Here is a 14,141-nt window from a genome sequence, read left to right on the forward strand (position 1 = left end):
ATTACAGGCTACTTCCACATTAAAAGGGAGCGGGATAGGCTTTTAATACTGAGTCGATTTGCGCCAGTGCTTCGTCCTCAAGCTGGATATCAAATGCAGCAATGTTTTCCTCAAGTTGCGCCACAGTGGTTGCACCAATGATAGTGGAGGTAACCCCTTGCACTTGGTTACACCACGCCAGGGCCAGTTGTGCCGCCGTCATATTGTGCTCTTTCGCGATAGCCTGATATTTAGCAACGGCTTCTTGCGCAAGGTGAGTATCGCGGAACAAGCCGTTACGCTGGGCGATGGTCCAACGCGAGCCTTGTGGCCGGGCTCCTCCTAAGTATTTACCACTGAGCATGCCGCCCGCTAAAGGAGACCAAGGCAAATAAGCGATGTCCTCATGGTGACACTGTTCAAGCAGATAAGGCCAATCTTTGGCATGCACTAAACTGAACTCATTTTGCATTGATACCATGGCAGGAAGCGAATACTGCTTCGCTAAATCAAGGTACTGGCTTAAGCCCCAAGGCGTTTCATTTGAAAGCCCGCAGTGGCGAATCTTACCGGCACGTACACACGCATCTAAGCCCTCTAAAATAGCGTGCATTTGCGCCCGCTGCGCGCTTTTATCTATTTGCTGCAAATCCACCATGCCTGGCCACTGTTTACCAAAATGTGGCGAGGTGCGGTTAGGCCAATGAATTTGATAAAGATCGATATGGTCGCTCTGTAAACGTTGCAACGAACCATCAACGGCACTGATGACTGACTCTTTGGTGATGTCACCACCGTCACGGACCCAAGCTAGGCCATTCCCAGCCACTTTGGTGGCAATAACCATATCCTTGCGCTTGTCGCTATGGCGGCTTAGCCAATCACCAATAATGGCTTCGGTTTTACCATAGGTTTCCGGCGTTGGGGGAACCGCATACATTTCTGCAGTATCAATAAAGTTAACGCCTTGAGCCAGCGCGTAATTGAGCTGCTCATCGGCATCTTGTTGAGTGTTTTGTCTGCCCCACGTCATACTCCCTAGGCACACCCGCGATACGTTCAAACCACTGCGACCAAGCTTTGTATAATGCATTGAGTTATCCTTTTTCATTCGCATGTAGGAATGTACGTAAGGTATCACTCAATGGTGCTTTTTGCGATGTCTTGAAATCGAACATTACCACTCGAGCTTGACCCTCGGTAACAATGGCTTGCTGGGCACAAGAAAACACCGTGTAGTGAGTCATAAACCCTGCTTCGGCAATCTCGCTAACGCTGACTCCAATGAGTAAGGTGTCGGGGAAGGTAACCGGGCGCTTGTATTTACAATAGTTGTCAGCCAGTACGGGGCCTATCTTCTCTGCCTCGAGGCGATCAAACAGCCCCGCTTGCGCAAAGAAATCAATACGCGCTATTTCAAAATACTTAAAATACATACTGTTATTGACGTGTTGTAGCGCATCCATATCACCCCAGGCCACTTTAATTTCACAGGCGTGCGGAAAGCGTTCTAAAAACTGTTGTTTATCTGGCATGAGTAAATCCTTAGAGTTTTTACTCAGACTAGCACGACAGCTTGTGCAAACAAATAACAAGCGATCAATGGATTTAGATGCTTTTCATTGTGATGCTTTTGATAAAGCGCTGTTGCTGTCTAAAAGGTAAGAGAAGTAAAAGTTTCATATATAATCGCACGAGCTACTTCTTTAAAAGGAGCTTGAAAGTTGAAAACGGGCTCACTACTTAACATATCCATGTCCAAGTAATACTTTCAGGTTCTAGCTCCCCCGATGGGGAGCGTGATCTTTGTGCAAATTTACTACGTGTAGATTAATTAATAGTCATAGTGACTATTTTTTATACCTAGGGCTTTCTGCTTTCCACTGCTCGACCTTAAGCAAAAATTCGTCATAGTCAACCTCTCCCTTTTTATTTGCTTCCTCAAACCAAGGTAATGCTTTATTTTTTAAGATTGAGACCGCTGATACACAGTACTTCGAGTCAAAGACGTAGTAGTCTACAGGGTTGTAACCACTACCAGAATAATAACTACATCTGCTATAACCTTTATCTTCAATATAACTCTCTACTAAAAAGCTTGAGATAGTAGCAGTTATTATACCTAACAAAAGTGCTAGTCCGCCAATAAGTGAAGACCATCCTATAATTTTTCTGCTGAACCTTCTGTTTATAAATACAGGTAAAGCCAGGAAGATATAGAGTGATATAGTGATGATGAAAAATATAAACCCTAAAGATTGCCCAGTTTCATAGAAAAAAAATATTTCACCTTTTTCTGTAAGTTCTAACAAAGATATTGTTTCTAAAAACTTATTTATTAAAGCATTAGAAATTAAAATTAACACTGGTATTGCAAAAAAAACAGTTACTATTAGCCCTGCAACTTCCTTATATGTGAATCCAGTTTTAAATATTGGTTCTTCTTGGAATATTTTCATTTTTAAATCTAATATGTGTTCTTTTTAAATATCCCACTTATGTTTGGGACAGCTAGTAGGTTGTGTATGAATTTTTCATATCCATCTGGGGTGTTCTCTATTTTTAAAATAACTTTCTTGTTTTTTAATCTCCAAAAGAGTTCTTCTTCATTTTTAGCTAATATATCTGCTGTGTCCGCAATAAAGCGTTCAATTTGCTCATTGAATACGAAAGTTGCGGATCCAGAAAAGAGTAGGCTCACCGTGACCACAACGGCCATCGGTATAGCCGCAGCCATTGAGGTACCCAAAACAAATGTGCCTGCAAAAACAATTCCAGCAGCAGTAGCTATTGAAGCCAAAGCAATTGCATAATCAACAGCGACACCCACTACAAAGTCATGCCACGTTAAGTCATCATCCATTAATTGATCAAGACCTCGAAACGCAGGCGATAAAACCAAAGTCATCACAAACCCTGATCTTAGCACGCCTTTTGCAGCTTGAGTGCCGGCTGCAATATTAAACACTTTTGGATTCTTTGCTATGTACCAGGTACCAGCAAGAAAAGACCCAAAACGTGAATTACCCTTCATAACCACGCTGATTGAGCCACCATAACGCTTTACTTGATACTTAGACAGTATTCGCGCTTTACTCTTTATATCGTGAAGCATTCCCTTGAGCACTTTAATATCATCTATTGCAGGGGCCATAACAACCGCTTTTTTAATATAGTCATAGGCTGTGTCGCGCTGCTTTTTGGTGAGGTTGCCAAGCTCAGCACTTTTACCAAATAGATCGGCTATATCTAGTCGCGAAAAGCCGATTTTTAAAAGGGTACATACATAAAAATCAAAGAATTCATCGGTATTCATCTGAATCACGGTTAAACTCTCGCTTTGCTTTAAAACTCGAGCGAATGCGTTCGACTTTTGCTGATTTTGAGCTGAATTGTATGTGTTATAGAGGTTATATGCTGTTAAATGGGCTGGGATAGGCATTTTAATCATCCTTTTAAAGTTGTATTCCGTTACTTCTAGCTATCCTGCTAGAGGTTAAAATATAGCACACGCCTGTTCTAGTTAAAAGTGTCTGCCACCTTGAAAAGGTTAAGTGTGTTGTGCGGAGTCAGTTGCGGGTTAACGTCATCAAGTAGTGCTCAAATAACGTGCCCACTATTAAGCGCTAACGCGAGTTTTTATCATGGTGAGTGTCATAGAGAGTGAACAGCCTTCAAGAGTGCGTTTGTATGGCCTTGGCAGATAGGGTGTTGTCGAGGGGCTAAGGCAGCAGACTGTTTTGAACAGCCTGCCAGAGGTTATCAGTGACTCAGCGTGTTAGCGCATAGTAACAAACTCTTCAGAGCCGGTGGGGTGAATGGCAACCACGGCATCAAAGTCGGCTTTGGTCGCGCCCATTTTCATAGCTACCGCAAAACCTTGGATCATCTCATCAACGGTGAAGCCAATACCATGTAAGCCGACCACTTTTTCGTCACTGCCAGCGCATACTAATTTCATTGCGCATGGTTGGCGGTGTTGGGTGACGGCGGTATACATTGCTGCAAACGTAGAGCTGTACACTTTGATATTTTCTTCGCCATATTGGTTGATGGCCTCTTGCTCGGTGAGACCAATAGTGCCGATAGGTGGGTGGCTAAATACCACGGTCGGAACTAGGTCATAATCCATTTTCGCATTAGGCATTTCTGGGTTGAAAAGGCGCTCAGAGAGTAAGCGGCCCGCTTTAACTGCAACCGGTGTGAGTTCAATGCCATTTTCGATAATGTCGCCAACGGCATAAACGTTTTTGGCGGTGGTATTTTGGTACTCATCGACCTTCACATAACCACTTTCGTTTACCTCTACACCTGCAGCAGCAACGTTAATAGCATCGGTGGTAGGCGTGCGGCCAATGGCCCAAATCACTTCATCGACATTTTGACTGTGGCCATTTTCAAAGTGAATGGTGAGGCTGCCATCGCTTTCTTTCACCACCTCTTTAGGTGAGCATTCGGTATGTAGGGTCGGCCCTTCTTTTTTCATGACCTCCACTAACGTCTCTACCAGCATGTTGTCGAAATTGCGCAGTGGTGCATGACGGCGCACAAATAGGTGCGTTTCTGTGCCTAGGGCATGCAGTACACCGGCAATTTCTACGGCAATGTAACCAGCACCCACAACCGCAACGCGTTTGGGCTGCTCGGTGAGTTCAAAGAAGCCGTTCGAATCAATGCCATACTCAGCACCAGGAATATTTGGAATAATAGGGCGTCCGCCCACGGCAATAAGGATATGATCGGCACTGTAGTGCTCGCCATTCACCTCTACGGTATTGCTATCAATAAACTTGGCAAAACCATTAATCACAGTTACACCGTTGCTGGCTAAGTACTTGTTATAGCCTTGGTGAATACGGCCAATATAGGCCTCACGGCTTTCTACCAGCTTACTCCAACTGAAACTCTTTAGTTCAACATCAAAACCATAATCTGGGGCGTATAGCTTAATTGCTTCTGCAACTTGGGCACCATGCCACATCGCTTTTTTAGGCACGCATCCTACATTCACACAAGTGCCACCTAAGTGAGTTGCTTCAATTAACGCGACGTTAGCACCACGCATGGCCGCTCTATTTGCCGAGCCAATGCCGCCACTACCACCGCCAATACAAATATAATCAAAATGTTGAGCCATAATTTCTTTATTCCTATGAACTGATGTTGTCATCACTATATTGCCATACCTTAGCAGAAATAAGGCGGTGGATCTGCACTTGCATTTTCCATCATCGCCCCAAGAATGTAGGTATTAAACGAATAATGAGAGATTACTATGACCAACCCGTTGATTGGCCTAGAGGGCTTACCGCCATTTTCAAAGATCAAACCCGAGCATGTGGTGCCAGCCGTGGAGCACGGTATTGAGCAGTGCAAGAAAACCATTGAACAAGTGCTTGCTGGCAAAGACTTTACTTGGCAAGGGTTAGTGATGCCGCTGGAGGAAGCGGATGACAAGCTAAGTCGACTGTTTTCGCCCGTGTCGCATATGCACTCTGTGGTAAACTCTCAAGCTCTGCGTGAAGTGTATGACCAAGTATTACCTAAATTAAGTGAATACAGCACCTATGTGGGTCAGCACCAAGGGTTGTTTGATGCATACACTGCTTTAGCGCAAAGCGATGAATACGCGCAGCTGTCAAAGGCACAACAAAAAGTTATTGATAATGCCTTACGAGATTTTAAGCTCTCTGGCATCGCGTTGAATGCCAGTGATAAAAAACGCTATGGCGAAATATCCAGCCGCTTAAGTGAGCTTGCCGCTAAGTTTGGTAATAATGTGATGGATGCGACACTGGCATGGCAAAAGCATATTACCGATGAGCAAGAGCTCGCGGGCTTACCTGAATCAGCTAAGGCTTTGGCGGCGCAAACAGCGCAGAGCAAAGAGTTAGAAGGGTGGTTGTTTACATTAGATATTCCTTCTTACCTGCCAATTATGACTCACGCCGATAACCGTGAACTTCGCCAAGAGGCCTACACCGCGTTTGTGACCCGTGCGTCCGATCAGGGCCCTAATGCCGGTGAATATGACAACAGCGCTATCATGGATGAGGAATTGGCACTGCGTCATGAATTAGCGCAGTTGTTGGGTTTTGAAAGCTATGCGCAAATGTCGTTAGCCACTAAAATGGCAGACTCCACTGAGCAAGTGTTTGGCTTCTTAAATGACTTGGCGGAAAAGTCGAGACCACAAGCGCAAAAAGAGCTAGAGGAGCTGTGTGCCTATGCCAAAGAAAAACACGATATTGAACAGCTCGAAGCGTGGGACTATGCCTACTACAGTGAAAAGCTAAAGCAAGAGAAGTACGCCATCAGCGACGAACAATTACGCCCGTACTTCCCTGAAGATAAAGTCCTCAGTGGTCTATTTAAAACAGTTGAGCAACTGTTTGGTGTGCGTGTTGAAGAGCAGCAAGATATTGATATATATCATGACGATGTGCGTTTCTTCGCCATTTATGATGGCAATAACACGCTGCGCGGGCGTTTTTACCTTGATTTGTATGCCCGTGAGCACAAGCGCGGTGGCGCTTGGATGGATGACTGCATGGGCCGAAAAGTACGCTTGGGTGGGCAATTGCAAACCCCAGTCGCTTATTTAGTGTGTAACTTTAATCGCCCAATAGGGGATAAGCCGGCACTGTTTACCCATGATGAGGTGGTCACCTTGTTCCATGAATTTGGCCATGGTCTGCACCATATGTTGACTCAAGTGGATGCCGCTGCTGTTGCCGGTATAAACGGCGTGGCTTGGGATGCGGTGGAATTACCAAGCCAGTTCTTAGAAAACTGGTGCTATGAGAAAGAGGCACTTGCCTTTATCTCTGGCCACTATGAAAGTGGCGAGCCCTTACCGCAAGAGCTGCTATCAAAACTGCTCGCGGCAAAGAACTACCAATCCGCTATGCAGATGGTTCGCCAGCTCGAGTTTTCGTTATTTGATTTTCATATTCACGCCGATTACAACCCCACTGCGGGCAGTGAAATTCAAATCATACTAGATAAGGTGCGCCAGCAGGTGGCAGTTATTCAGCCGCCGAGTTTCAACCGCTTCCAGCATGGTTTTGCGCATATTTTTGCCGGCGGTTACAGCGCGGGTTATTATTCTTATAAGTGGGCAGAAGTGCTCTCGGCCGATGCCTTTTCTAAATTTGAAGAAGAGGGCATTTTTAATAGCGATACCGGTCGTGCCTTTTTAACCAATATCTTGGAAAAAGGCGGCTCTGAAGAGCCAGCGGTGCTATTTGAGCGTTTTCGTGGCCGTGCGCCAACCGTTGACGCATTGCTTAGGCACAGTGGCATCGCGGCTTAAGCCATACAACTGACAGCGCCTGCGGGCGCTGTTTGCTTTTCCTCCCCCATAAAACTCTCACTTTCTCTCGCAAAATCAGTCACTCATACTATGCTAATAGTAACTTTTCTAAGTATGCGAGTGGCCAATGGCGAAAATAGTGCTGACCATCGACGATGACAAAGTGATTCACCATCTAGTGGAAGAAGCGTTATCTGGGGTTGCTCAGGTGATCCACGCAAAAAACGGCGAACAAGGCATACGTCAAGCGCAAAAGCACCAGCCTGATATCATTTTGCTTGATGTCGAAATGCCCAAAATGGATGGTTATGCGGTATGTAAAGAACTTAAAAATAATGAGCTTACGCAAGGCATTCCCATACTATTTTTATCCGGTCGTGCAGATTTAGAAGAACGCATTCGCGGTTATAATGCCGGTGCTGATGACTACATTATTAAACCTTTTGCCAGTGACGAGCTGGCAGCGCGTATTGATGTCTTGTACCAATACAAACAGCGGTCTAAGGAGCTAGAACACGAAGTAAATCGCGCCCAAAGTACCGCAGAGATGGCCATGACCGACTCGGGAGATATGGGACGTGTTATGCGCTTTGTCAGTCAGTCGTTTGCAACTCATGACTTAGCGAGCTTGTCGCGCAACTTTTTGGCCTTTTTTGAACCAATGCGGCTCGACGTCGTGGTGGCGTTTTGGCACGAGGATGAGCATCAGTTCTTTGCTAACCATGGCGCAGAGTGTCCGCTAGAGCAGGAGCTACTGTTGCAACAGCGCCACGGCGAGCGCTTCGTTGATTTTGACGACAACACCATTATCAATTACCCCAAAGTGTCATTATTAATAAAGAATATGCCCATTGATGACAGTGCATTGTATGGGCGCTATAAAGATTTATTCCCACACTTATTAGAGGCCACGAACGCGAAGCTACAGGATATGGAAAACAGTGACCAAGCGCTGCGCTGCGCAGCATTATTTGGTGAAGCGTTTATGGCGTTTGAAAGCCAGTTAATGAACAAGCTTGAGGCCCATGGTGAACAAGAGTTATTGCGCCTGGTTGCCACTCAAGGAGCGCAGTTACAAAGTATTCGCAATGAGCTAATTCATTATATTGAGCAGTTCGCCCAACCTCCTTCAGAACAACAGTGCAGCAGTCAAACGGATGTTGAGCTGTTTTAGGCGGGAATTTAGTCCCTGCGAATAACGAACTTTTGTTACTATGGGCGCCTTGGTGATTTCTTGGAGCGAGCTGTGCAAATCTATTGCCGAATTCCGCAGGCACAAGGCTATGTTGATACCTTAGCAAAACGTTTTCAACTAGCAGAGTATAACGACAACGACACTTTTTATCTTCAGTACGATGAACACGGCTTATCTTTGGTGAAACGGGATGAGCCAAAACTCGCGCCTATTCGTGTTGATTTCGTCAGCGGCGGCGCTGCGCATCGTCGTAAATTCGGTGGCGGCAAAGGCCAAGCGATTGCCAAAGCAGTGGGGCTAAACAAAGGCGCAATTCCCCATGTTCTTGATGCCACCGCAGGGCTAGGAAGAGACGCTTTTGTGCTGGCATCGCTTGGATGCACAGTGACTCTATTTGAACGTCACCCTGTGGTTGCTGCATTACTTGCCGATGGTCTAGAGCGGGCTTACATGGATAGCGAAATTGGCCCTTGGATGCGTGAGCGTATGCGCTTAGAGCATGGCGCGTCGCAGCAGTTACTACCCATTGTCAGTAGTGACCAGCCTGTTGATGTCGTGTACCTTGATCCTATGTTCCCGCACCGAGAAAAGTCGGCTTTGGTAAAAAAGGAGATGCGCGTATTTCAAACCTTAGTGGGGGATGATCAAGACGCGGATGCGTTATTAGCACCGGCTCTTTCATTAGCGACAAAACGGGTTGTGGTAAAGCGCCCTGACTACGCCCCGTTTTTAGAAGGTAAAACGCCTAGCACACAAATAAAAACCAAGAAAAACCGCTTTGATGTGTATGTGAATGCAGCCATGAAATAAACCAAGTCGGTGGCGCCTTCAATACCCCTATATGTGTTTTTTAATACAACTGTCATAAATAAGTAATACGCTATCCCCACTTGCATTGGTGGGGTTTTTTATGCGTGTTTCTACTTTTACTCGTTTGGTAGCACTGTTGCTCTCAACAGCCAGTTTGGTGCTTGTTGCTGTACTTTGGTGGGCATCTAAAACCTTAGTCTCTTTGGAGCAACAAAACACCCACTATGGCGCTCTTAAAAATGACATTATCATCGGCTTATCGGGTGACATCGAAGACTACTTAAGTACTGGAGATGCGCAAAATCTGGTAGACGCCAAACAGCGTATCGAAACTATTCAAAATCAATACTTGCCCTCGTTGTCGGCGCAATTGCAGCGCCAGCTCAATACCCGTTTGCAAGTACTGCTCGATGGCATTGACGGCGATTATCGCGCTCTGGGTAAGCTTTCTGGAAATGAAACCGCGTTATTAGATAACGCACTTCGGCAAATGGCGGGCTCGGCAACCTCGTTAATTAATTATGCCCAACAAGCACCGCAAGATAAGCGCGGCAGTGCCTCAAGGTACATTGAGTTGGCGGGAGATTATTACCAAGGCGTCCTTGATTTAAGCCTCGCAACTCAAGCGTTGTACCAAGGTTATAGCGCCGACAAACAGGTAGCGGTTGAACAAGCAGTAAAGCTGCTCAATGCTTTAGCGGCAGAGATTGAAAATACCGAAAACCTCGGGGTGATGAGTGAAGTAGATGAAGACGAGCTGTTTTTTGGTGCTGAGCCTGAAGACCTCGCCGGCGATATCAAAGCGGAGATCCGCAGCTGGCCAAAACGTTATCCGCGCGATTTGCAAAGTACCATTGAGCAAGGTCAAATTCACCAGCAGGGCATAATGCAACTGCGTACAGAAGTAAGCAGTGTCGTTGATGTAGTTATTGATGCTGAACAGCAGCTGCGCGCGGCTCAGAATGTTCTCAAGCAACGCCTTTTAGTGGTATTTGGCATTGCCATTGGTTTGTTATTTATTTTGGCTGCAGCGGTATATTGGTTGCAGCGCTCGCAAGTGCTGAACCCACTGCGCCAATTGCGCGACGGCTTCGCCACACTCATAGAAAGCAACGAACTTAACCCCATAGTAAGCAAAAATAGCGAAACGGAAGTAGGCGAAATTGCGGATTACTTTAACCAGCTGATTGAGCGCCAACGCAATGAAGTGCGTGAGCGCCAAGAGATGCTGCGCGTGATCAATGAGTTTATGAGTGACATGAGCGATAACCTGCAGCATATTCGCAGTGGTGCTGAGCAAACCTCAGCACATGCGTCGCACAGTCAAACCTTACTCGGTGAAGTGCAACGTATTGGTGATGATGTCAATGAGGTGAATAGCCAAGTGGCTGATAACGCCCAGCATACGCTGACCACCATGGCGCAAAGCTTAGGGTTCGCCGATGCTATGTTAGCGGCTTCGTCGACCACCGAGCAACGTATTGAGCAAGGCATGCAAAGTCTTAATCAGTTACTCGCTGGTGTTGAGGATGTCTCCAAGGTGTTGGATGTGATCAATACCATTGCCGAGCAAACCAATTTGCTAGCGCTTAATGCTGCTATCGAGTCGGCCCGTGCTGGTGAACATGGCCGAGGGTTTGCTGTAGTGGCCGATGAGGTGCGTAAACTGGCGCAGCAAACACAAGCTTCTTTGGGCGATATTCACGCCCAACTCAATAGTTTAAGTGCTAATTCGCAGCGCGTGTCACAACACATTGGCGAGTTGGCAACGCAAGCGCAAGCACAAACAGACAACGCCGAAGAGCTTAAGCGTAACGCCGAAGATATCTCTCAAAGCGCAGAGCATGCTAACCAAGTGGCGGCACAAGCAACCGACTATGCGCATCGCCAGCGTGATATGCTGATTGAATTCGAGCGCTCCATGCAAGATATGCAAACGCAAATTAGCGCATCGGATACCCGGGTTAAAGATATTCACCTGAGCCTGCAGCAACAAATGCAAAGTATTCGTGCTAGCCTAGGGCTTGATAATCAATCGGTTTAACCCCGTTTAAAAGAGGAAATAAATAATGATAGCCCAAGGTCAAGCGCTCCCTTCTGCCACTTTTTCTCTCCTTGATGAGCAAGGAATGACCAACCCCAGCACAGAGCAGCTTTTTGCTGGCAAAAAGGTTGTACTGTTTGCTGTGCCAGGCGCGTTTACCCCCACTTGCTCGGCTAAGCACCTTCCTGGCTTTATTGCTCATCAAGCGCAGTTTAGCAGCAAAGGTGTAGACAGCATCATCTGTTTATCGGTGAATGATGCCTTTGTCATGAAAGCTTGGGGTGAGCATCAAGGTGCGCAGGGGATCACCATGCTAGCTGATGGTGATGCCAGTTTTACCAAAGCCATTGGCTTGGACAAAGACACCGCTGGTTTTGGTGGCATACGCTCGAAACGTTATGCCATGGTGGTTGATGATGGGGTCGTGACGCAGTTATTTGTTGAGCAAGACAAGCAATTTGGCGTCTCAAGTGCAGAGCAGGTTCTGGCGAATCTGTAAAACACGCGAGAATGCATAAAAAAGGGCCGCAATTGCGGCCCTTGGTGTTTTCGTAGGGTTGTTTACGGGTTGTACTGTGCGTTTAGCGTAACTCCAGAGAAGGTCTGGTACGCATTAATGCTAATGTGCCAAGTACCTGCTTGTGGGTTGCTGAAACTACAGCTTTCATTGTTTCCTGATTTATAAGGACGGCAATCGTAGCTGCTGCTTGTTGGTTGTGAGCCAAAGCGCACGAAAAGGTCACCGTCACCTGTGCCACCCGACATATCAATGTCTAGTGTGCTCATACCTGCAGGTACTTCTAGGGTGTAATGTTTCCATTGGCCAGAGCTTGCAGAGATGTCTGTAACGCTGCCGCCGCCACCTTCGCCAGTGCTGCCACCTGAGGTAGTTAGCTCACCTAGTAGGCTGGCATTGTTGTAGCTGCTATAACCACGTAGCATCACGTAGTAAGTGCCTGCAGCCGGGTTATCAATGCTACATACTTCGTTGTTACCACTTTCGTATGGACGACAGTCATAGCTTGAAGTTGTTGGGGCGCTACCTGCTTTCACATACATGTCGAGGTCACCGCTGCCACCGCTGGTGGTGAAGGTCACGTTCGACGCACCTGAAGGAACGGTCATTGTGAAGGTGGTTTCAGAACCTTGCGCACCACTTAGGCCTGTTTCTGCTTGGCCAGGAGTAAGCTCATTATCGCCACTTGGTGGTGGTGTCGTGGTGCCACCTGCTTCAGCAACCGCTGCTGCTGCATCGATGATACCGGTACCGCAGTTATTACACGTTGCACCAAAAGACTTGGTGGTTGCTTTAAGAATATTTTCAATTTCGTCTGGCGTAGCAGCAGGTTTGGCTTCTTTGATCAAGGCAGCAACACCGGCAACATGCGGCGCAGCCATAGAAGTACCTTGAGAGTAGGCGTAGTTGTCGCTACCCGGTGAAGTTGAACCGCTGTTTAGGGTTGAAAGAATCCCTTCAGGGTCGTTTGCAAAGCTTTGTGCACCACCAGGGGCAGCAACATCGATGTTGCTGCCGTAGTTTGAATAGTATGCACGACCACCGTCACGACCTACCGCAGCGACGTTGATAACGCCGTTACAGTTACCTGGGTTGTAGTTGGCAGAGTTGTCGTTATCGTTACCAGCTGCCACTACAATGGCCGTGCCGTTAGCGCGTGCTTGGTTAATCGCATTTTGCGTAGTTGAGCTACAAGAGCCTGAACCACCTAAGCTCATGTTGATAACATCAGCGGGGTTAGCGTTTGCAGGCACACCCGATACACTGCCACCAGACGCCCATACGATTGCATCAGCAATATCAGACGTTAAACCACCACATTTACCAAGAACACGAACCGGAACAATGTTGGCGTCATAAGCAACACCCGTCACACCTTCACCATTATTGGCAACGGCTGCAACCGTTCCTGCCACGTGTGTACCGTGCCAACTAGAACCTTGTGCGCCATGAGTGTAGCCACACTCGTTCGCGGTGATCGCATCACCTGGATCGCGTGCATCATTGTCACGACCGCCGCCATCGTTAGCAACAAAGGTATCGGAGATCATGTCATAACCAGCAAGAAGGTTAGCAGCTAAATCGGCATGCGGGCGATAACCTGTATCAAGCACGGCCACAGTGACACCCGCGCCTGTTGCGCTATCCCATGCACTAGGCAAGTTAATGCCAGCTGTTTGCTCGAAGTAATGCCACTGATCGCTGTAGCGTGGATCGCTCGGCGTAGCAAATGGTTGTAGCATTTGGTCAATTTCGATGTATTCGATTTCCCCGCTCGACGCCATGCTTTGCATAAACTGCTGAGCTTCTTGGGCGCTTAATTTTTTGTCTGTACGAATAACGTGGTGGTCTTGCATGGCCATTTCACGCACGTATTGAGCGCGAGCTAGGCCTTTATTCTTAAAGTTGTTTACAAACTTTTGCGCACGAAGATTGGCATTTGCCGCTGTAGCAGGGCTGTTAACACCGAATTCAGGTACATTTTTGTATTTTATGATGAATTGAGTACCTAGGGACGATTGGCCTTGCAGTTTGGCTTGTGTTTGCGCCATGGTTGCTTGGGCTGGTACGGAAACTTCTTGAAGATCATTTGCTAAGGCTGAAGTGGTGCTTAGCGCCATTGGAATTGCCAAGGCTAAAACGGTTTTCTTGACGCTCAATGAGCGAGGGGTTTTTGTGGTTGTCATAAGGTATCCCTTTTGTTGAATTTTTACATTTGATCTGGATCAAATGAGGGGACAATCGTAAAGATACTGTGAACATTGTTAAAATAATATTTTGA

The 14,141-nt window shown here is 46.8% G+C and carries 11 protein-coding genes; 5 read left to right on the forward strand and 6 right to left on the reverse strand.

Annotated elements, in window-relative coordinates:
• Positions 1-19 precede the first annotated feature (19 nt).
• The 5 genes from MHM89_RS08735 to gorA form a co-directional block, all read right to left on the reverse strand.
• Entirely contained in the window at positions 20-1,072 is a 1,053-nt protein-coding gene (locus MHM89_RS08735) for an aldo/keto reductase (RefSeq protein WP_239408619.1), read from the reverse strand.
• Between the two features lie 4 nt (positions 1,073-1,076).
• Positions 1,077-1,514, reverse strand: a complete 438-nt coding sequence (locus MHM89_RS08740; RefSeq protein WP_022944255.1) for a thioesterase family protein — start codon at positions 1,512-1,514, stop codon at positions 1,077-1,079.
• A gap of 315 nt (positions 1,515-1,829) precedes the next feature.
• Positions 1,830-2,438, reverse strand: coding sequence for a hypothetical protein (locus MHM89_RS08745; RefSeq protein WP_239408620.1), 609 nt, complete (start codon positions 2,436-2,438; stop codon positions 1,830-1,832).
• Between the two features lie 8 nt (positions 2,439-2,446).
• On the reverse strand, positions 2,447-3,421 hold the full coding sequence (locus MHM89_RS08750) for a hypothetical protein (RefSeq protein ID WP_239408621.1): 975 nt from the start codon (positions 3,419-3,421) through the stop codon (positions 2,447-2,449).
• Positions 3,422-3,757: 336 nt separating this feature from the next.
• Positions 3,758-5,116 carry a glutathione-disulfide reductase gene (gorA, locus tag MHM89_RS08755; RefSeq protein ID WP_130148637.1) on the reverse strand — a complete coding sequence of 453 codons (1,359 nt, stop codon included), beginning with the start codon at positions 5,114-5,116 and terminating at the stop codon, positions 3,758-3,760.
• A gap of 138 nt (positions 5,117-5,254) precedes the next feature.
• On the opposite strand from gorA, the gene prlC reads away from it, so the two are divergent.
• From prlC to MHM89_RS08780, 5 genes are all read left to right on the forward strand, one after another.
• On the forward strand, positions 5,255-7,294 hold the full coding sequence (gene prlC / locus MHM89_RS08760; RefSeq protein ID WP_239408622.1) for an oligopeptidase A: 2,040 nt from the start codon (positions 5,255-5,257) through the stop codon (positions 7,292-7,294).
• 127 nt (positions 7,295-7,421) lie between these two features.
• Positions 7,422-8,468, forward strand: coding sequence for a response regulator (locus MHM89_RS08765; RefSeq protein ID WP_239408623.1), 1,047 nt, complete (start codon positions 7,422-7,424; stop codon positions 8,466-8,468).
• Between the two features lie 72 nt (positions 8,469-8,540).
• Positions 8,541-9,299 carry a class I SAM-dependent methyltransferase gene (locus MHM89_RS08770; protein WP_239408624.1) on the forward strand — a complete coding sequence of 253 codons (759 nt, stop codon included), beginning with the start codon at positions 8,541-8,543 and terminating at the stop codon, positions 9,297-9,299.
• Between the two features lie 100 nt (positions 9,300-9,399).
• Positions 9,400-11,343: a methyl-accepting chemotaxis protein gene (locus MHM89_RS08775; protein WP_239408625.1), complete on the forward strand. Its 1,944-nt coding sequence runs from the start codon at positions 9,400-9,402 to the stop codon at positions 11,341-11,343.
• A 25-nt stretch (positions 11,344-11,368) separates the two neighbouring features.
• Positions 11,369-11,842, forward strand: coding sequence for a peroxiredoxin (locus tag MHM89_RS08780; RefSeq protein WP_151173186.1), 474 nt, complete (start codon positions 11,369-11,371; stop codon positions 11,840-11,842).
• A 62-nt stretch (positions 11,843-11,904) separates the two neighbouring features.
• On the opposite strand, the gene MHM89_RS08785 is transcribed toward MHM89_RS08780, so the two are convergent.
• On the reverse strand, positions 11,905-14,046 hold the full coding sequence (locus tag MHM89_RS08785) for a S8 family peptidase (RefSeq protein ID WP_053911468.1): 2,142 nt from the start codon (positions 14,044-14,046) through the stop codon (positions 11,905-11,907).
• Positions 14,047-14,141: the final 95 nt, after the last annotated feature.

This window comes from Pseudoalteromonas sp. CNC9-20 (assembly GCF_022347875.1).
Classification (GTDB): Bacteria; Pseudomonadota; Gammaproteobacteria; order Enterobacterales; family Alteromonadaceae; genus Pseudoalteromonas; species Pseudoalteromonas ruthenica.